The following is an 18540-nucleotide window of genomic DNA, read 5'->3' as shown; positions in this document are numbered from 1 at the left end:
TCAGCGTCTTTCGGCGAGGATCAGCGGTTCAGTTCTTCTTTTTCGGCCTCGGTGCGCGGCAAGGCGCCCGGGGCTTCCTTGCCCTTGGCGTCCGTGTCGTCCTTCAGGCCGTCCTTGAAGGCGCGAATGCCCTTGGCGGCGTCGCCCATAATGCCCGACAGCTTGCCGCGGCCGCCGAAAAGGACCAGCACGACGACGACGACGATGGCCCAGTGCCAGATGCTCATGGAGCCCATGGCGATACCTCCTCAAGGGGACTCACCGAGACGCGGCCCCACCAACTGATTGTTGTGCGTCATATAGGCTGAGTGATGGCGACGCGCCAAGGGACGCTGTACGCATCGCGGCCATGAGTCTCAACGATCACGTCATCATCCATACCGACGGCGCCTGCAAGGGCAATCCCGGCCCTGGCGGCTGGGGGGCGATCCTGCAAACCGCCGGCGGGCACGAAAAGGAACTCTGGGGCGGCGAGCCCCTGACAACCAACAACCGCATGGAGCTGATGGCGGCGATCATGGCCCTGGAGGCGCTGAAACGCCCCTGCCGCGTCGACCTGCACACCGACAGCAAATACGTCATGCAGGGCGTGACCGAGTGGATTCGCGGCTGGAAGGCGCGCGGCTGGAAGACGGCCGACAAGAAACCGGTCAAGAACGAGGACCTGTGGCGGCGCCTGGACGAAGCCCGCAGCCGCCACGAGGTGAAATGGCACTGGGTCAAAGGCCACGCCGGTCATGCCCTGAACGAACGCGCCGACGGCCTGGCCAATCGCGGGGTGGCGGAGATGCGCGGGCGCTAGACCGCCCGCACCTTCAGCAGGGGACCGGATACTGATTCGATGATGACGCTCTCGCCCGCTAGGGGCGAGGCGCCCTCGATTTCCGCCGGCCATTCCGAGCCGGACACGAAGACCCGGCCGCGACCGCCGACGAAGGCTTCGACCACGCGGGCGCGTTCGCCGACCAGACGGATGTCGCGATCATTGATGTCGGGCTGATCCTTGGGGTTCACCCGCTTGATCAGACGGCGCGACAGAATGGTGGACGCCACGGTCAACGCGGCGAAGACGCCGATCTCGACCGGCAGGCCCAGTTGCGGCGCCAGCGCCGACAGCAGGGCTGTCAGCCCCGCCGACACCGCCGGCCACAACAGCCACTCGGTCGAAGCCGTAGCCTCGATCCCCAGCAGGACGACGCCGACCACCAGCCATAGCCAAAACGGCTGGGCGGCGTAGAGGGAGACGAACCAATCCATGGCCTACTCCGTCGTCGGCACGGCGCCGCCCGAACGACGCTGCGCAGCGCGCGGCGCGGCCTGACGCGCGTCCGTGCGGACCTGCTGCTGCTCCTTGGCCAGGCCGACCAATTCGCCGACGCCGGCGATGGTGCCGACCAGGGCGCCCATTTCCGACGGCACGATGACCGTCTTCTGTTGCGGGCTGCGCGCCAGTTCGGCGAAGGCCTCCACATACTTCTGGGCCACGAAGTAGTTGATGGCGTTGACGTCGCCGCGGGCGATGGCCTCCGACACCATGGCGGTGGCCTTGGCCTCGGCCTCGGCTTCACGTTCGCGCGCCTCGGCGTCGCGGAACGCGGCTTCGCGCCGGCCCTCGGCTTCCAGGATCGCGGCCTGCTTGGCGCCCTCGGCGCGGGCGATGGCGGCCTGCTTCTCGCCGTCCGCCTCGGTGATGACGGCGCGACGCTCGCGCTCGGCCTTCATCTGACGGGCCATGGCGTTGGTGATGTCGACCGGCGGCGTCAGATCCTTGATCTCGATGCGGTTGGCCTTGATGCCCCACGGCTCGGTCGCGGCGTCGATGACGTGCAGCAGGCGGGTGTTGATGCTGTCGCGCTGGCTCAGCACCTCGTCCAGCTCCATCGAGCCGACCACGGTCCGCAAGTTGGTCATGCACAGCTGGGCGATGGCGTAGGTCAGGTCGTCGACGCGATAGGCCGCCTTGGCCGCATCCATCACCTGGATGAAGACGATGCCGTCGACCTTCACCATGGCGTTGTCGCGGGTGATGACCTCCTGGGTCGGCACGTCCAGGACCTGCTCCATCATGTTCATGCGACGGCCGATACGCTCGACGAACGGAGTCAGGATGTGGATGCCCGGCGTCAGGGTCTTGGTGTATTTGCCGAACCGTTCCACCGTGAATTCACGGCCTTGCGGCACGATCTTGATCACGCTGAACAGGAAGATGAGCGCGAAGACCGCGAACATCACAAAGAATATCAGCGAAAAATTCATAAGGCCCTCCAGTTGGAAGGAGAGCTTAACCGCCCCGACGACGGCGCGCTACAGAATCCGGTTCCGTCAGCATGACATCCGCGTCAGCCATCGTGCGCGCGATCCCGATAATGCGGCGCGTCTCTTCCCAGTCCACCTTGGCCAGGGCGGTCTCGAACGGAAAGAAGGCCGCCTCGGCCGCATCGTCGCCCGCGACTGGCGCGCCAGACAGCCACCGGGCCGCATAGTCGATCAGAACGTAATGTCGCCCCGCCTCCGGAAAGAGCCCGTCCACCACATCGACCAAACCGATCAATTCCGCCTCGACGCCGGTTTCCTCCCGCAGTTCGCGCAGGGCTGCGTCAGCCAGACGTTCGCCCGGCTCCAGACGCCCGCCGGGCAGACTCCATTCCCCCACGCGCGGCGGCGTGCCGCGACGGATCAGCAGCACATCATCGCCTTTCAGGCACACCACGCCCACAGCCGGCGTCGGAATCATGTTTTGCCCTTGAATTGACCGCCAGAAGGCAAGGTTTTGCGCTTCCACCACGGCGCGCCTTTTGCCACAAGGCCGATATGACCCTCCCGACGCCAGAATCGCTCGCTGAACTCAAAGCCGCCCTGCCCGGCGCCTGGACCCAGGACGCCGCCGAGATGGCGCCGTGGCTGACCGAATGGCGCGGCCGCTGGACGGGCGAGACGCCGCTTCTGCTGCAACCGCGCACGACCGAAGAGGTCGCCCGCGCCGTAGAGATTTGCGCCCGTCACGGCGTGGCCATGGTGACCCAAGGCGGCGGCACCGGCCTCGTCGGCGGCCAGATTCCCTATGGCGAGGTCTTGCTGTCCACGCGCAAGCTGCGGACCGTGCGCGACGTGACGGCGCTGGACGACGCCATGACCGTCGAGGCGGGCGTGACCCTGCTCGAGGCGCAGGAACTGGCCAAGGAGAAGGACCGCTTCTTCCCCCTCAGCCTCGCAGCCGAAGGCTCGGCCACCATCGGCGGCGTCATCTCGACCAACGCGGGCGGCACGGCGGTTCTGCGCTACGGCATGATGCGCGACCTGGTGCTGGGCATCGAGGCCGTCATGCCCGACGGTCAAGTGTTCAACGGCCTGAAGCGGCTGCGCAAGGACAACACCGGCTATGACCTGAAGCAGCTCTTCATCGGCGCCGAAGGCACCCTGGGCGTCGTCACGGCTGCGACGCTGAAGCTGTTTCCGATCATGCGCAGCCGCGCCACGGCCATCGTCGGCCTGGAGAGCCACCACGACGCTGTGGTTCTTCTGGCTCGCGCCAAGGCCGAGACCGGCGGCGGAGTCGAGGCGTTCGAACTGATGAAGCGGCTGGGCATGAGCCTGGTTCTGAAAAACATCCCCGACACGCGCGAACCGCTGGAATCGACGCCGCCCTGGTACGTGCTGATCGAACTGGCCTCGGGCGAGCCGGACGGCGCCGAGGCTGCGATGGAGCGGCTGCTGACAACCGCCTTCGAGGAAGGGCTGATCGTCGACGCCGCCATCGCCCAGAACGACGCCCAGAAGGCCGAGTTCTGGCGTCTGCGCGAAGAACACTCTGCGGCCCTCAAGCCCGAAGGCGGCGGCTGGAAGCACGACGTGTCGGTCCCAGTATCGCGAATCGCCGACTTCATCGACGAGGCGACCGCCGCAGTCGAACGCTTCCATCCAGGCTGCCGCGTGTCGGTGTTCGGCCACGTCGGCGACGGCAATCTTCACTATGATGTGATCCCAGGCGTGGGCGAGGATGTCTCAACCTTCATCGCCCGCTGGATGAAGGGGTCAGAAGTCGTCCACGATGTGGTCGCCCGTTACGACGGGTCGATTTCCGCTGAACACGGCCTGGGGCGGCTGAAAACCGATGAGGCGCGGCGATACAAATCCCCGCTCGAAATCGCGACCATGCAGGCGATCCGACAGGCCCTCGATCCCAAGCGCATCATGAATCCGGCGGTCCTCTTCTGATGACTTGCGACCGTCTGTGACGTTTCAGGCGGTTCAAAACGTCATGGAAGCGGCCTATGAGGCCCGCTCTTGAGACGCATAGGGAGTCGATCGTCTTGCTGATCGTCCTGTCCCCGGCCAAAAAGCTGGACTTCAACCCGCCCGCCATCGACGCCCCCGTGACGCAGCGGCGATGCGCGGGCGAGACCGCCGAATTGGCCAAGGTGACGCAGAAGCTCAGCCGGGCCGATCTGCGTCGCCTGATGTCTATCTCCGACGCCCTGGCCGAACTGAACTACCAACGTTTCCAGGCCTTCGACAACGAAACCTCCGACGGCGCGCTTCAGGCCGTCTTCGCCTTCGCCGGCGATGTCTATGAGGGATTGTCGGCGCGCACCCTGTCGACCGACGACCTGAACTGGGCCCAGGATCACTTGCGCATCCTGTCGGGTTTCTACGGCCTGCTGCGGCCGTTGGATGCGATCCAACCGTACCGCCTGGAGATGGGCGTCCGGCTGAAGACCAAGCGCGGCGCCACCCTCTATGATTTCTGGGGCGAGCGGATTTCCCTGCGCCTCAACGAAGACGCCGAGAAGCTGTCTGAACGCACCCTGGTGAACCTGGCCAGCCACGAGTATTTCGGCGCGGTGGACGCCAAGGCGCTGAAGCTGCCGGTCGTGACCCCGCACTTCAAGGAAAAGAAGGACGGCGAAGCCCGCATCATCTCCTTCTACGCCAAGAAGGCGCGCGGCGGCATGGCCCGCTTCGCCATCGAGAACCGCCTCGAAAAGGTCGAGGACCTGAAGGGTTACGATCGCGACGGCTATCGGTTCGACAAGAGCCTGTCCACCGATACGGACTGGATATTCATCAGGGAAGGAAATTCCTGATCGCCAGATTGAACGACTGCGGTTAGGTTGCGTTGCAGCATCACTATCCAACGGGTTCTTTCTGTCATGTTCGCGATGAACGATCTCAAGGGCCGCGTCGCGGTCGTTTCCGGCTCGACCTCGGGCATCGGGCTGGCGCTGGCGCGGGCCGTGGCCCTGTGCGGCGGCGATGTGGTGCTGAACGGTCTGGGCGACGCGGACGCCATCGAGAAGACGCGCGCCGATCTGGCCGCTGAAACCGGCGTGCGCGTCCTCTATCACCCCGCCGACATGACCCGGCCGGATCAGATCGAGGACATGATCGCCACGGCGCATCGCGAACTGGGCCGCCTCGACATCCTGGTCAACAACGCCGGCATCCAGCACGTCGAGGCCGTCGAGAACTTCCCCGCCGACGCGTGGGAAAAGATCATCGCCATCAACCTGTCCTCGACCTTCTACGCCACCAAGGCGGCGATCCCGATCATGAAGGCGCAAGGACGCGGCCGGATCATCAACATCGCCTCGGCCCACGGCCTGGTCGCCAGCCCGTTCAAGTCGGCCTATGTCGCCGCCAAGCACGGGGTGATCGGCTTCACCAAGACGGTGGCGCTGGAACTGGCGCAGGACAACATCACCTGCAACGCCATCTGCCCCGGCTTCGTCGAGACGCCGATCGTCTCGAAGCAGATCCAGGACCAGGCGCGCACCCGCGGCATGAGCGAGGAAGACGTGATGAAGAACGTCATTCTCGGCTCGCAGCCGACCAAGCGTTTCGTCACGACCGATGAACTGGCGGGCGTCTTCCTCTACCTGGCGTCGGACCTCGGCGCCTCGGCCAACGGCGCCCACTTCTCCGTCGACGGCGGCTGGACAGCCCAATAGGCTTCACCGCGGCCACACGGGTCGGAAGACGGAGAGGCTGATGGGAGCGAAACGCAAACCGGTCTGTCTGGCCCTGCAGGGCGGCGGAGCTCACGGCGCCTTTCAGTGGGGCGTGCTGGACCGGTTGCTGGAAGCTGATGTTCTGGACGTGCGCGCCGTCACCGCCGCCTCGGCGGGAGCGATGAACGCCGCCGCCCTGATCACCGGACTGGAACGCGGCGGAGCCGAGGGCGGGCGCGAGGCGCTGGACCACCTGTGGCGCGAGGTGAACCAGTCCGGCGGCCGCAACGTCTTCGGCGACAGCGCCGTCTGGTCCAAGGCCCTGACGCCCGAATGGCTGAAGGGGACGCCGATGTGGCAGGCGGGTCAGACCCTGGCCCTGTCGATGAGCCCCTATTCCTTCAACCCCTTCAACCTGAACCCGCTGCGCCGGGTGCTGGAGACGGCGGTGGATTTCGAGGCCCTGCGCGCCTCCGACATCCAGATGTTCGTGTCGACGACGGCGGTGCGCGCAGGTCGCTCCCGCATCTTCAGGTCCGACGAAATGGCGCCCGAGGTGCTGCTGGCCTCAGCCTGCCTGCCCCAGTTGTTTCAGGCGATCGAGATCGACGGCGAGCCCTATTGGGACGGCGGCTATCTGGCCAATCCGGCGCTGTGGCCGCTGTTCTACACCGACACGCCGGACGATATTCTGCTGTTGCCCCTCAATCCGTTCCAGCGCGATGAGACGCCGCGCGAAGCGGGCGAGATCAACGACCGGCTGAATGAGATCGTCTTCAACGCCCCGCTCGTCGCCGAACTGCGGGCCGTCGCCTTCGTTCAGGACCTGATCGCCGAGGGCAAGCTGAAACCCGGTGAGGATCGCCGGCGCGGCGTCCGCATCCACGTCATCGAAGCCGACGAATGGCTGGGCGGCCAGTCCCTACATTCCAAATTCGATACGGAGTGGAGCTATCTGAACGAGCTGAAGCAGCATGGCCGGACGGCGGCTGACGCCTGGCTTGAAAACTGCCTGCCAAAGGTCGGCAAGGCGTCCAGCGTGGACGTGAAGGCGCGCTTCCTCTAGCCGACGAAGCCCGCCGCACGGCGCAGACGGTCGTTGATCGCCTCGCCCAGTCCTTTGGCTGGAATGGACGACACGGCGATCCCGGCGGGTTTAGCGCGATCCGCCTCGCGCAACAGGCGGAACAGATTGGCCGCCGCCTCCCGGAGGTCGCCGCTTGGGCTGAGGCTCCAGCGTGGGTCGCCGACGCCAGCGCCGAAGCCCAGCAGGATTTCGTCCTCCCTGGCGCCTTCCGCCTCGATGCGCACCGGCGCGTCAGGCGCATAATGGAGAGCTAGGCGGCCCGGCGAGCGATGCCCTTGCCCGCCTTCGGCCAACGGCCCGGCGACCGCCTCGATCTCTTCGCGGGTGACGGAACCGGGACGCAGCAGAGCCACCTGCCCGTCCAGCACCGAAACGACGGTGCTCTCAACCCCCACAGCGCAGGGCCCGCCATCGACCGCCGCGCCCACGGCATGGCCCGTCTCTTCCATGGCGTCGTCGAAAGTCGTCGGGCTGGGCCGCCCTGAGCGATTGGCCGACGGCGCGACGACCGGCCCGCCGAAGGCGCTGATGATCGCCCGCGCGCGCGGATGGCCCGGCACGCGCACGGCCACGCTGTCCAGCCCCGCCCGCGCCAGATCGCATACCCGCTCGCAATCCCGGACCGGCGCCACGATGGTCAACGGCCCCGGCCAGAAGGTTTCGGCCAAGGCCCGCGCGCGCGCGTCGAACACCGCGATCGTTTCCGCGTCCAGCGCATTGGCGACATGCGCGATCAGGGGATTGAAGCGCGGCCGCCCCTTGGCCTCGAAGATGCGGGCCACCGCCTGAGGATTGGAGGCGTCGGCCGCCAGCCCATAGACAGTCTCGGTCGGCAGGATGACCAGGCGTCCCGTCTTCAACGCCTCGGCGGCGATTTCGGGGCTGTCGCCCCTGGCGGGTCGGTCGGCGGGCACGGTCGCTCTTTCCTTACGCGGCGTCAGCCGTTCAAACAGGCGCGTAGAGTGCGCGGAAACTCGACCAAAGTCCAAGCGGGCTTGCGCCCCGAAGCGCGGCGGCCGACAGAAGCGTGACGTCTTTCTGAGGATAACCGATGAGCTACCGCGCCCCCGTCCGTGACATCGCCTTCGCCCTCGACGCCGTGGCCGGAATCGGTCAGGTGGCGGCGACCGGCGCCTTTCCAGATTACGACGCTGACGTCGCCTCGGCCGTGCTGGACGCCGCCGGTCAGTTTTCGGAAGAGGTTCTGGCTCCGCTGAACCGTCCCGGCGACCTGGCGGGCGCCAAATACGCCAACGGCGCCGTGACCGCCGCCCCCGGTTTCGCCGACGCCTATCAACAGTTCGCGGCGGGCGGCTGGACCAGCCTGACCGCGTCGGTCGAAGCCGGCGGCCAGGCCCTGCCCAAGGCGCTGGAGCTGGCGGCCTATGAAACCGTCCACGCCGCCAACATGGCCTTCGGCCTGTGTCCCATGCTGTCGCTGGCCTCCATCGAAGCGCTGGAGCAGGTCGGAAACGAATATCAGAAGGCCACCTACCTGCCCAAGCTGGTCAGCGGCGAATGGACCGGCGCCATGGTGCTGACCGAGCCGCACGCAGGGTCCGACCTCGGCGCCCTGACGGCGACGGCGGTTCCCAACGACGACGGGACCTACGCCCTGACCGGCCAGAAGATCTTCATCACCTGGGGCGACCACGACGCGGCCGACAACATCGTCCACCTGGTGCTGGCTCGCCTGCCCGACGCCCCTGCGGGGCCGAAGGGCATCAGCCTGTTCCTGACGCCCAAGTTCGCAGTCAACGCCGACGGTTCGCTGGGCGAGCGCAACACCTTCCGTCCGGTCGGCGTCGAGCACAAGCTCGGCATCCACGCCTCCCCCACCTGCGTCATGAGCTATGAAGGCGCCCGCGCCGAACTGGTCGGCCAGCCGAACCAGGGCCTGGCCCATATGTTCGTGATGATGAACGCCGCCCGCCTGGCCGTCGGCGTCGAAGGCGTGGGCGTCGCCGAGCGCGCCTATCAGCACGCCCTGGCCTATGCGCTGGAACGCCGTCAGGGCCGCAGCGCCTGGACCGGCGAGAAGGACGCGCCGATCTTCGATCACCCCGACGTGCGCCGGATGCTGGCGGTGATGAAGGCCAAGGTCGCCGCCGCCCGCGCCATTTGCCTGTCGACCGGCGTCGCCGCCGACCTGGCCCGTCATGCCGCGACCGAGGAAGATCGCAAGGTCTGGAAGGGCCGCGAAGACCTGTTCACCCCCATCGCCAAGGCCTGGTCCACCGACGTCGGCTGCGAGGTCGCCTCCATGGGCGTTCAGGTGCACGGCGGCATGGGATTCATCGAGGAGACCGGCGCGGCCCAATACTATCGCGACGCCCGCATCACCCCGATCTATGAAGGCACCAACGGCATTCAGGCCATGGACCTGGTCGGCCGCAAACTCTCGATGGACAACGGCGAGTCGGCCAAGGCCCTGATCGCCGAGATGAAGACGACGCTGGCCCAGATCGACCGCCTCTATACCGGCAAGCCGGTCGAGCGCTTCGCTGCCGCCATCGAGGCGGTCGAGGACGCCACCCTGTGGCTTCTGGACGCCAAGTCGGACCCTGCCCGCGCCGCCGATGTGCTGGCGGGCGCCGACGCCTATCTGAAGCTGATGGGCGACGTGGTCGGCGGCTGGATGTTGGCCAAGGGCGCCCTGGCCGCCAAGGCGAAGCTGGACGCCAATGACGGCGATGCCGCCTGGCTGCAGGGCAAGCTGGACCTCTATGAGGTCTATGCCGCCAACGTCCTCGGCCACGTCTCCAGCCGCCTGGCCGCCGTCGGTCAGGGCGGCGACCTGCTGCAACGGATGACGGTGGAGGCCCTGGCCGGCTAACGTCCAAGGCCGTTTAGGAGGACAGGGCGATGCTAGCCGCTCTCTTATCGCTCGCGGCCATCGGCGCCGGCGACATCCAGGCCGATCGCTCCATGAGCGAGAAAGCGCCTGTGGTCATCGTCAACCCGTCATGGCTCGAGGCGCCCCAGCCTTCCTATGACGACTATCCGCCCTTCGCCTGGATGATCGGCGTCAACGCCAGGGTCGATGTCGAGTGCATGTCCAACGCCCAAGGCGTGGTCAAGGACTGCCGGGTGACGCGCGAAACCCCTTACGGCCTGGGTTTTGGCGCCGCGGCCCTGGCGATCGTGCCGCGCGGGCGTCTCTCTCCTCGCAGCGTCGACGGCGTGCCCACCGCCAGCGCCATAGCCCTGTCGCTTCCGTTCTCCACTAACCCGCAGGTCCGAACCCCGCCCAAGGCGTGGCGGGAGCCGGAACCGTCGCCCGCCCATCTCGCGGCGGCGGACGCCTATGTGAGCTCCGTAGGCGACTGGCCTGTGCTCAGCTTCGCCCCCGTCGTTCAGAGCCTCGCGGAGGATCGCCGCGAAATCGTCCTGCGCTGGCTGACCGACGTGCTGCCTAACGCCGAACAATCGCGCAAGATTTTCGTCCGCGCCCTGGCTCGGACCGTGCCTCAGACCACCTTGAACCGCTGGGCCAGCGGAACCTTTGACGAGAAAGACTTCCAACTCTTCGCGGACATCCAACTGGCGGTCGACGACCAATTCGACCTCAACGCCGCCGAGATCGAACTGCGCCGGCGCTATTGCAGCCGTTACGATTGCGACGTTCCTTTGGATCGATAGACTGGCGCTTTCGAAAAGCGATTGTGGAGGGCAGCGATGGCAGGGCTTCCATTTGTGCTCAGCTTGGCCTTGCTGGGACAGACGGTGACAGCAGAATCGCTGCCGGACGCGCCGCCGTTGACGGTCGTTCCTGCATGGCGCACGCCACCCGCGCCAACACCCGACGACTATCCTCATTTCGCTTCGGTTGTCGGCATCAACGGCGAGGTTCAGGTGCAGTGCCGCACCTCGGTCGAGGGACGCCTCTCCGCCTGCACCCCCATGTCGGCGCGTCCGGCAAACCTTGGCTTTGAGGAGATCGCTGTCCGACTGGTTGAAGCAGGACTGGTTACGCCCGCCCAGGACGCCAGCGGGCCGGTCGAAGCCGAAATTATCGCGCGCGTGCCCTTCAGCGTGCCCATGGCCCTCCCGCCTAAACCCCCGGCCTGGGACGGACCTGAACCGAATCCCTCTCAACGCGCCGCTGGCGAAGACTATGCACGACGCCATCGAGCTGATCCGCTGATACGATCACGGCTGCCCTGGGGTCTGCAGCCCATGTCCCCGGAGATGCGACAAACCGTCAAATCATGGATCGACGAACTGTTCGCACGAAGCGATCAAGTTCGAGGCCTCGGCATGGCTCGCGTGCTCGCAAAACGAGATCTGGACGTGTTCCCTCGAACCAAGCCTGACGACTGGGACGACTGGACAAAAGAGATGGCGAGCGCAATGGCCGATCTATTTGACGGGACGGAAGCCGTCGCCGAACTGCGTCGACGGTTCTGCGCCCGCTATGACTGCGGTCCGGCCCTGGAAGGCGACGCCGCGCCTTGAGCTGAGTCCAGCCGCTCAATCGTCTCGCGCACATACTGGGCATGAGCCACGACGCCGAGGTCCAGCCCTTCGCCGCCGCCCTGCACCTCCTGCACCAGCACCCCGGCGATAAAAGGGTGATCGGGCGCGGGCGCGCCGGGCACGCGCCGCGCCGCCGGGGTCCAGAAGACCGGCCCGCCGGAATTACCCTGGGCCACCACGAAATCGAGCAGGAATATCGGGAAATGCCGGATCGGGGTCAGCGGCCAGGAACTGATCCGGCCCAGGCGCAGGATCGGAAAGCCCGCTCGATTCGCCGACAGCCCGTGCGGATACCCCAGCGCCAGAAGTTCGTCGCCCGGCCCCATCCGCCAACGGTCGAAGGCGTCAGCCTCGGCCAGCCAGCCGACCGGGATCGCTGCTTGGGCGAAAGCGGGCGGCGCCGTGATCTCCATCACCGCCACGTCGCGCTCAGGGTGGGCGGTCCACAGCGGCGCGCCGGCCGCGTCGCGGATGGTCAGGGTTCCGGGCGTGAACTTCCAGGCGCCGTCAGCCTCGGCCGTGCGCCAGCCAATCCGCGCCTCATTACCCGGCATGACGTCCAGCACGTGCCGCGCCGTCACCAGCACGACGCGCGGCGCGCCGTCAGGTCTAGGCGCGGCGATCAGGAAGCCTGTGCCGACCTTCCTCTGACTGCCGCTGATCGGCTGGTCCAGTTGCACCGTGGCGTTGATGACGCCGACCGTCAGGTCCCATTCGGGCGGCGGCGCGGCGACGACAGCCGGTTGTTCGGGCGGAAGATCCTGAATGACCATGACGCCATTTGACGCCGAGCGTCGCCGGGCACAAGGTCCGGCTCAAATCATATGCTTGGGGCACGCCATCATCATGAACCGTCGCGAACTGATCGCCTCGACCGCCGCCATCGGCGTGGTCGCCGTCTCCCCCGCCCTTGCCCGCCAGACTACCGGAGCCTCGATGTCCAAACCCGCGCCGCCCGTCGCCAAGAAGGTCCCCGTTCGCATCGAACAATTGGGCCGGGTCCGCACCGACGACTATCAGTGGATGAAGGACGACAACTGGCAGGCGGTGCTGCGCGACCCGTCGCTGATCAAGGCTGACGTCAAGGAGCACCTGACCGCCGAGAACGCCTATCGCGAAGCCATGATGGCCTCGACCCTGCCGCTGCAGGCCGCGATGTTCGAGGAGATGAAGGGCCGCATCAAGGAGGATGACAGCTCCGTGCCCGCCGCTGACGGCCCGTGGGAATACTTCACCGAGTACCGCACCGGCGAGCAGCACCCCCGCTATATGCGGGTCGAGCGCCAGGGGACCTGGATGGTCGGCGGTCAGCCCGTGACCAAGAATTTCGTCAAGGCCCCGACGCCTGAGTTGCTGCTGGACTGCAACGCCCTGGCCGAGGGCAAGGCCTATTCCGAGGTCTCGGCGACCGAGCATAGCCCCGACCACGCCCTGTTCGCATATGCCGAGGACGCCCAGGGTTCGGAAGTCTACAAGATCTATGTGAAGGACCTGGCCAGCGGAGAGGTGCTGCCCAACCCGATCGAATCGGCCAGCGCCAACTTCACCTTCTCGCCCGACAGCCAGTGGATCTTCTGGACCAACCGCGACGACAACGGTCGTCCGGACAAGATCTTCCGTCGCCCGGCGCGCGGCGGCGAGACCGCCCTGGTCAACGAGGAAGCCGACGAGGGCATGTTCCAAGGCATCGGCCGCACCGCCGACGACGCCTTCCTGGTCATCAACATCGCCAATCAGGAGACCTCGGAAAGCCGCATCATTCCGGCTTCCGATCCGACGGCGACGCCCGTGGTGGTCGAGCCGCGCCATGTGGGCCGTCTGTACGACTTGGACCATTGGGGCGACCGCTGGGTGATCCGCACCAATGCCGACGACGCCGTCGACTTCAAGGTTGTGGAGGCGCCGACCGCCTCCCCCGCCAAGGCGAACTGGAAGGACCTGATCCCGCATACGCCGGGCCGCTTCATCGAGGGCGTGGCCCTGGTCAAGGACTACCTCGGCCGTCAGGAACGCGCCGACGCCAACACCAAGATCGTCATCCGCGACCGCGCCGGCGCCGAGCATGAGATCGCCGTCGATGAACCCGCCTACGCCCTGTCGCTGGGCGGAGCGTCGGAGTTCGACACCACGGTCATGCGCTATGGCTACAATTCGCCGTCGACCCCCACTTCGACCTATGACTACGACCTGAGGACGCGCGAGCGCGCCCTGCGCAAGGTCCAGGAAATCCCCTCGGGCCATAACCCGGCCGACTATGTGGTCGAGCGCCTGAACGCCCCCGCCTCGGATGGCGAACTGGTGCCGGTGACGGTGCTGCGCCGCAAGGACACGCCGGTCGACGGCTCGGCGCCGCTTCTGCTCTACGGTTACGGCTCCTACGGCATTCCGATGGCGGCCAGTTTCGCGACGAACCGGCTGTCTCTGGTGGATCGAGGCTTCATCTACGCCATCGCTCACATCCGCGGCGGCTCGGACAAGGGCTGGAACTGGTTCCTGGACGCCCGACGCTTCACCAAGAAGAACACCTTCACCGACTTCATCGCCGCCGCCGATCATCTGATTGCAGAGAATTACGCCCGGTCGGGCAACATCGTCGCCGAAGGCCGGTCGGCCGGCGGGCTTCTGATGGGCGTGATCACCAATATGCGGCCGGAATTGTGGGCCGGCGTGATCGGCGGCGTGCCCTTTGTCGACCTGATCAACACCATGTCCGACATCACCCTGCCCCTGACCCCGCCCGAGTGGCCTGAGTGGGGCAATCCGATCGAGGACGCCGACGCCTACGACTACATGTATTCCTACAGCCCCTATGATCAGATCGAGGCCAAGCCCTATCCCGCCCTGCTGGCGACCGGGGGCCTGTCCGACCCGCGCGTGACCTATTGGGAGCCTGAGAAGTGGGTGGCCAAGCTGCGCCCGGCCTCCACATCGGGCAAGCCTGTGCTGCTGAAGATCAATATGGAGGCAGGCCACTTCGCCTCGTCCGGCCGGTTCGATTATCTGAAAGACATCGCCCACGACTACGCCTTCGCCGTCTGGGCGGTGGAAAAGGGATGGGAAAAGGCGTGATCGTCCGACCGTTTGCGGAAGCCGATCTGGCGGCCGTGACGGCCATCTACGCCGACAGCGTGCTGAACGGCACAGGGACGTTCGAACTGGACGTCCCCTCAGCCGACGAGATGCGGACGCGTCTGGCCGCGCCCGCCGCCTTAGGCCTGCCCGTCCTGGTCGCTGAAATCGACGGCCCCGACGGACTTAGACAGGTCGCCGGCTACGCCTATGCCGCTCCCTATCGCCTGCGCGCCGCCTATCGCTTCATGGTCGAGGACTCGATTTACGTCGCCCGAGCATGCCGGGGACGTGGCGTCGGAAAAGCCCTGCTGGACGCCCTGCTCGAGACCTGCACGACCTTGGGAATGCGTCAGGTTGTGGCGGTGATCGGCGACAGCGCCAACGCCGGCTCCATCGCCCTGCACGAGGCTGCAGGTTTCGCCCACGTCGGCGCCTTTCGCGACGCCGGCTGGAAATTCGACGGCTGGCGCGATGTCGTCTTCATGCAGAAGGCGCTGGGTCCCGGAGGGGCGACGCCGCCCGACGCCGCTGGCCTGGATTGCGGCCGCTAGAGCCTGATTTCGCAGATTTTTTGTAGAAGCGCCACAATGCGCTTGACCCCAGGCGCGACGAACCGTATTCGCCCCTCCTCTCCTCCGCGTGGGGAGAGAAACGCGGGTGTAGCTCAGTTGGTTAGAGTGCCGGCCTGTCACGCCGGAGGTCGCGGGTTCGAGCCCCGTCACTCGCGCCACTCCTCTCAGGGATCTGAGGGAGTGGCGCACCGCCCTTCCTCTATTCTCTGAACATCAAAAAATTCGGGACCGGTACGTCGCCGTCGATCCAATTCGCTCGCCTACTCCTCTAGACGCACCATTCCGACCTAACCGCAAAACAGAAAGGCGGCGGACCGAAGTCCGCCGCCCTCCATATCTACGCTGGCTTCCAGACTTAGAAGCGAGCGCGAGCCGAAATCGAGAACATGCGTCCCAACAGGCCCGGATAGTACAGCTGGGTGTCCGTGTTCGCCTGGCCGTTGTAAACGCCGATCGGCGTCTGCGGCGCATTCTTGTCGAACACGTTGCCGATGAAGGCTGTCAGCTGGAAGTTATCGGTGACATTCCACCTCGCCGACAGGTCGAAGTAGCTCGCCTCCGGCATTTCATACTCGCTGTCATCCACAGCGTTGACGAAGACCGGATCCTTCAACGGCGGGGTATAGCTCCACCGGGCGAAGATCGTCCAATCCGCAATGTCATAGGTAACCGACAAGACAGACTTCCAGTCGAAGTTGGCGCCGCCGATAGACGAATAGCCATAGCCGACAGAATCATCCCCATCGAAGTTCAGTTCATCGACGTAGGTGAACAGTTCATTGACACGCAGGCGCCCCGGAAGACCGAACTCTTCCATATCGACAGACCAGTCGATCTGGGTATCGATGCCCTTGGTGCGATAGAAACCGCCGTTTGTGCGCGTCGTGTTCACGAAATCAAGCTGACCCGTAACTTGGTCACGCACGACGCGTCCGCAAGCTTCAGACGTCAGGCTGAGAGAGTCGTAACACGCCTCAATCCAATAGTTGGCCCCGAGCGACGCAATGATATCGGTAATCTCGATATCATAATAATCAACAGTCGCGCGGAAGTTGCCAACTGGGAAGAAATCTGGCTGGAAGACCACCCCGAAAGTGAGGGTTTCGGCAGATTCCGGCTTCAGATTCGGATTACCAAAGGCGAATGCCTCAACCTGAGTGTTATTCTGGGTGATGCCGCCCGCGAAATCGATCCCTGGCGCCTGTTGGGCGCAGAATGCAGCGATAGCGCTTGAAGGTGCAGAACCGCCTTGAATCATGCAGGGGTCGATGGCGCTGGGGAAACCTTGGTCCCCGTTTTGATAAAGTTCGAACACGCTAGGCGCGCGAACCGCGGAGTTGAACACCGACCGGAACTTCAGCCAATCGAGGGGCTGATACTCCAGACCGATCTTATAGGTGTCGAGACCGCCGACAGACGAGTAGTCCGAATAGCGATAGCCGAAGTCCATCCCCAGATATTTGGCGCCCGGCAGATCACGAAGCAACGGCACGGAGAGTTCGGCGTAAAGTTCCGAAACGCTGATCGAACCGCCCTGATCCTGAATGGCGTTGAAGCCGTAGATGTTGCCGGTCCGCTGTTCGTTATCGACGCGGAACTCAGCACGGCTTTCACGCCATTCGAAGCCGAACACCGCCGCCAGAGGGCCCGCAGGCAGGGTCATCAGGTCGCCGCGCGCGAAGCCCGCGATACGCGACTCTTCGATGTCGGTCGTCGAGAAGGTCGGCACCGTGATGAAGTCGACCATCTCCTTCGTCAGCGTGCCTTCGCCGAAGATATCCAGCGGCACGCAGCCCGGCAGGGCGTTGATCCCCAACGGCGCGCCCGACGTCGGATCCTGACACCCGGCCAGCCCCTGACGGATAGCCGTCTTGTTCACGCTGTTCCGGCCGAGATCCTGGAGTTGGTTCTTGCCGTAGCTGGTGGTCAGGCTCCAATCCCAGCCCGAGCCGCCGAAGTCGCCGCTGAGCGTCGCCAGCATGGCCAGCGAGCTGTTCTTGGTTTCGCCGAAGCGGGCGCCGACCTCGTTCGTACGGCGGTCCATGGTGAACGGCGCGTCGGGATCAGCGCGGCTTTGCAGAGCGGCCCACAGATCGGAGTGCTTCGTCTGAATCAGATCGCGCATGGCTGGCGTCAGATTGACGGTCAGACCGGTCGCCGGCGTCGGCGCCAGAGACACTTCCTGCCACGTATTGGCGTAGTTCAACTGAACGTCCAGGCGCAGCGAATCGGTAATGTCGTAGTGACCGATCGTCGTGATGTTAAAGCGTTCGGCCGGCAGAATCAGATAGTTGTCGGGACCATAGTTGTAGCGCGAGGAACCGGCCGCACGATCAGGCACAGCGCAAGCGCCGCTGCCGGCGTAGGGCGTCAACGCCCCACTAGTGTCGAACGACAGGTTCCCACTGTTATACGCACCGGTATTAGCCACGCCGTCGCAGTTCGTATCATATCCGCCTGCGCCGAAGTTGGTATTGCCTGTGGCGCCGACAAGCGCTCCCAGGTTGCTGAAGGGGTTGCTCGGATCGTTGTAGACCGTGCCCCATGCCGAGGTGCCTGAACCACCCGCGAAATAGGTGCCGCCGCCGCCGGCGATAGCATCCAGGTACTTCTGGGCGGAATCGACGACGATCGGCCGCCCGCTGGCGTCATAAGCGATGGCCGCAGAAACCGCCGAATAAGGCAGTTCCGCTTGGCTCACGCCTTCGCGGCTGTAGTAGCTTGCATAAGCGGTCAGATTGCCACGACCATCGGCGAAGTTGCCGCCGAACAGACCCGTAAGCGACACTTCCGGCTGCATGCCGTCGAAGGACGCGCCATAGGTCGCCGACAGTTCAGCGCCTTCATAGTTGTCCTTCAACACGAAGTTCACGACGCCGGCGACGGCGTCTGAGCCGTAAACAGCCGAAGCGCCGCCCGTCACGACTTCGACGCGGTTCACCAGCGACGTCGGAATGGTGTTCAAATCCACCACACCGGTGGTCGAAGAGGCCGGCAGGCGCTCACCGTTGATCAGCACCAGGGTGCGGTTCGGCCCCAGGCCGCGCAGGTCGACGGTCGCGAAGCTTTCGCCGCCCGAGTTATTTGAGGTGGCCATGTTGCCAGCCACAACCGACGGCAGCTCGTTCAGCAAATTCTCGACCGAAAGCGTGCTGGTCAGTTCGATGGTCTCAGCCGTCACCGTCGTGACCGGGCTCGGAGCGTCATAGTCCTGGCGGACAATACGCGAGCCGGTGACGACCACGTCCGAAACCTGGCTCGCAGGTTCACCGCTCTGCGTGGTCTGGGCGAAAGCGGGGCTGGCCATGCCCGCCACCGCCAACCCGGCAATGAATGTCGACGCAAGCAGGCGCTCACGCTTCAATTGGATCTTCAAGATAAA

General features: G+C 65.4%; 17 protein-coding genes and 1 tRNA gene. 11 read left to right on the top strand and 7 right to left on the bottom strand.

Going from position 1 to position 18540, the window contains the following annotated elements:
* Window positions 1-20: 20 nt before the first annotated feature.
* Entirely contained in the window at window positions 21-236 is a 216-nt protein-coding gene (locus ACWGL1_RS12760) for a twin-arginine translocase TatA/TatE family subunit (RefSeq protein WP_003166998.1), read from the bottom strand.
* 113 nt (window positions 237-349) lie between these two features.
* Here ACWGL1_RS12760 and rnhA point away from each other — a divergent pair, with 113 nt between their 5' ends.
* Window positions 350-802 carry a ribonuclease HI gene (gene rnhA / locus ACWGL1_RS12755; RefSeq protein ID WP_291775001.1) on the top strand — a complete coding sequence of 151 codons (453 nt, stop codon included), beginning with the start codon at window positions 350-352 and terminating at the stop codon, window positions 800-802.
* On the opposite strand, the gene ACWGL1_RS12750 is transcribed toward rnhA, so the two are convergent.
* From ACWGL1_RS12750 to ACWGL1_RS12740, 3 genes are read right to left on the bottom strand one after another with little or no spacing between them, the layout of a single operon-like run.
* Window positions 799-1257: an NfeD family protein gene (locus ACWGL1_RS12750; RefSeq protein WP_452112195.1), complete on the bottom strand. Its 459-nt coding sequence runs from the start codon at window positions 1255-1257 to the stop codon at window positions 799-801. The two genes, rnhA and ACWGL1_RS12750, sit on opposite strands and share 4 nt — an antisense overlap.
* Before the next feature lie 3 nt (window positions 1258-1260).
* Window positions 1261-2229, bottom strand: a complete 969-nt coding sequence (locus ACWGL1_RS12745; protein ID WP_434735051.1) for an SPFH domain-containing protein — start codon at window positions 2227-2229, stop codon at window positions 1261-1263.
* Between the two features lie 52 nt (window positions 2230-2281).
* Window positions 2282-2734 (bottom strand): NUDIX hydrolase, encoded by a 453-nt coding sequence (locus ACWGL1_RS12740; RefSeq protein ID WP_291774990.1) that lies wholly within the window; start codon window positions 2732-2734, stop codon window positions 2282-2284.
* A gap of 77 nt (window positions 2735-2811) precedes the next feature.
* Between ACWGL1_RS12740 and ACWGL1_RS12735 the strand changes: the two genes are divergently transcribed.
* The 4 genes from ACWGL1_RS12735 (at window position 2812) to ACWGL1_RS12720 (ending at window position 7014) form a co-directional block, all read left to right on the top strand.
* Window positions 2812-4215 carry an FAD-binding oxidoreductase gene (locus ACWGL1_RS12735; RefSeq protein ID WP_452112194.1) on the top strand — a complete coding sequence of 468 codons (1404 nt, stop codon included), beginning with the start codon at window positions 2812-2814 and terminating at the stop codon, window positions 4213-4215.
* A gap of 95 nt (window positions 4216-4310) precedes the next feature.
* On the top strand, window positions 4311-5084 hold the full coding sequence (gene yaaA, locus ACWGL1_RS12730) for a peroxide stress protein YaaA (protein WP_291776119.1): 774 nt from the start codon (window positions 4311-4313) through the stop codon (window positions 5082-5084).
* Between the two features lie 66 nt (window positions 5085-5150).
* The gene (locus tag ACWGL1_RS12725; RefSeq protein ID WP_338574802.1) at window positions 5151-5948 is read left to right on the top strand and encodes a 3-hydroxybutyrate dehydrogenase; all 798 of its coding nucleotides are present in this window, start codon (window positions 5151-5153) and stop codon (window positions 5946-5948) included.
* Between the two features lie 40 nt (window positions 5949-5988).
* The gene (locus ACWGL1_RS12720; protein ID WP_452112193.1) at window positions 5989-7014 is read left to right on the top strand and encodes a patatin-like phospholipase family protein; all 1026 of its coding nucleotides are present in this window, start codon (window positions 5989-5991) and stop codon (window positions 7012-7014) included.
* Here the strand turns inward: ACWGL1_RS12720 and ACWGL1_RS12715 are convergent.
* Window positions 7011-7949, bottom strand: coding sequence for an L-threonylcarbamoyladenylate synthase (locus ACWGL1_RS12715; protein ID WP_338574797.1), 939 nt, complete (start codon window positions 7947-7949; stop codon window positions 7011-7013). The genes ACWGL1_RS12720 and ACWGL1_RS12715 overlap by 4 nt on opposite strands.
* A 137-nt stretch (window positions 7950-8086) precedes the next feature.
* Here ACWGL1_RS12715 and ACWGL1_RS12710 point away from each other — a divergent pair, with 137 nt between their 5' ends.
* From ACWGL1_RS12710 to ACWGL1_RS12700, 3 genes are read left to right on the top strand one after another with little or no spacing between them, the layout of a single operon-like run.
* On the top strand, window positions 8087-9871 hold the full coding sequence (locus tag ACWGL1_RS12710; RefSeq protein ID WP_452112192.1) for an acyl-CoA dehydrogenase: 1785 nt from the start codon (window positions 8087-8089) through the stop codon (window positions 9869-9871).
* Window positions 9872-9900: 29 nt separating this feature from the next.
* On the top strand, window positions 9901-10677 hold the full coding sequence (locus ACWGL1_RS12705; protein ID WP_291774971.1) for an energy transducer TonB: 777 nt from the start codon (window positions 9901-9903) through the stop codon (window positions 10675-10677).
* A 36-nt stretch (window positions 10678-10713) separates the two neighbouring features.
* Window positions 10714-11493 carry a hypothetical protein gene (locus ACWGL1_RS12700; RefSeq protein WP_452112191.1) on the top strand — a complete coding sequence of 260 codons (780 nt, stop codon included), beginning with the start codon at window positions 10714-10716 and terminating at the stop codon, window positions 11491-11493.
* On the opposite strand, the gene ACWGL1_RS12695 is transcribed toward ACWGL1_RS12700, so the two are convergent.
* Window positions 11451-12287, bottom strand: a complete 837-nt coding sequence (locus ACWGL1_RS12695) for a trypsin-like serine peptidase (RefSeq protein WP_338574788.1) — start codon at window positions 12285-12287, stop codon at window positions 11451-11453. The genes ACWGL1_RS12700 and ACWGL1_RS12695 overlap by 43 nt on opposite strands.
* 73 nt (window positions 12288-12360) lie before the next feature.
* On the opposite strand from ACWGL1_RS12695, the gene ACWGL1_RS12690 reads away from it, so the two are divergent.
* From ACWGL1_RS12690 to ACWGL1_RS12680, 3 genes are all read left to right on the top strand, one after another.
* Window positions 12361-14583, top strand: a complete 2223-nt coding sequence (locus tag ACWGL1_RS12690; RefSeq protein WP_452112190.1) for a S9 family peptidase — start codon at window positions 12361-12363, stop codon at window positions 14581-14583.
* Entirely contained in the window at window positions 14580-15137 is a 558-nt protein-coding gene (locus tag ACWGL1_RS12685) for an N-acetyltransferase family protein (RefSeq protein WP_452112189.1), read from the top strand. Before ACWGL1_RS12690 ends, ACWGL1_RS12685 begins: the two co-directional genes overlap by 4 nt.
* A 102-nt stretch (window positions 15138-15239) precedes the next feature.
* A tRNA-Asp gene (locus ACWGL1_RS12680) sits at window positions 15240-15316 on the top strand.
* A gap of 197 nt (window positions 15317-15513) precedes the next feature.
* On the opposite strand, the gene ACWGL1_RS12675 is transcribed toward ACWGL1_RS12680, so the two are convergent.
* Complete coding sequence (locus ACWGL1_RS12675; RefSeq protein WP_338574783.1) at window positions 15514-18534, bottom strand: TonB-dependent receptor plug domain-containing protein; 3021 nt, start codon at window positions 18532-18534, stop codon at window positions 15514-15516.
* Between the last annotated feature and the right edge of the window lie 6 nt (window positions 18535-18540).

This window comes from Brevundimonas sp. NPDC055812, from assembly GCF_053616535.1.
The sequence above is the reverse complement of the archived record's forward strand: the minus strand, read 5'-3'. Positions and strand labels throughout refer to the sequence as shown.

Coding starts and splice junctions, on each gene's coding strand:
- ACWGL1_RS12760 (WP_003166998.1), bottom strand. CDS start 236: ATGGGCTCCATGAGCATCTGGCACTGGGCCATCGTCGTCGTCGTCGTG.
- rnhA (WP_291775001.1), top strand. CDS start 350: ATGAGTCTCAACGATCACGTCATCATCCATACCGACGGCGCCTGCAAG.
- ACWGL1_RS12750 (WP_452112195.1), bottom strand. CDS start 1,257: ATGGATTGGTTCGTCTCCCTCTACGCCGCCCAGCCGTTTTGGCTATGG.
- ACWGL1_RS12745 (WP_434735051.1), bottom strand. CDS start 2,229: ATGTTCGCGGTCTTCGCGCTCATCTTCCTGTTCAGCGTGATCAAGATC.
- ACWGL1_RS12740 (WP_291774990.1), bottom strand. CDS start 2,734: ATGATTCCGACGCCGGCTGTGGGCGTGGTGTGCCTGAAAGGCGATGAT.
- ACWGL1_RS12735 (WP_452112194.1), top strand. CDS start 2,812: ATGACCCTCCCGACGCCAGAATCGCTCGCTGAACTCAAAGCCGCCCTG.
- ACWGL1_RS12725 (WP_338574802.1), top strand. CDS start 5,151: ATGTTCGCGATGAACGATCTCAAGGGCCGCGTCGCGGTCGTTTCCGGC.
- ACWGL1_RS12720 (WP_452112193.1), top strand. CDS start 5,989: ATGGGAGCGAAACGCAAACCGGTCTGTCTGGCCCTGCAGGGCGGCGGA.
- ACWGL1_RS12710 (WP_452112192.1), top strand. CDS start 8,087: ATGAGCTACCGCGCCCCCGTCCGTGACATCGCCTTCGCCCTCGACGCC.
- ACWGL1_RS12705 (WP_291774971.1), top strand. CDS start 9,901: ATGCTAGCCGCTCTCTTATCGCTCGCGGCCATCGGCGCCGGCGACATC.
- ACWGL1_RS12700 (WP_452112191.1), top strand. CDS start 10,714: ATGGCAGGGCTTCCATTTGTGCTCAGCTTGGCCTTGCTGGGACAGACG.
- ACWGL1_RS12695 (WP_338574788.1), bottom strand. CDS start 12,287: ATGGTCATTCAGGATCTTCCGCCCGAACAACCGGCTGTCGTCGCCGCG.
- ACWGL1_RS12690 (WP_452112190.1), top strand. CDS start 12,361: ATGAACCGTCGCGAACTGATCGCCTCGACCGCCGCCATCGGCGTGGTC.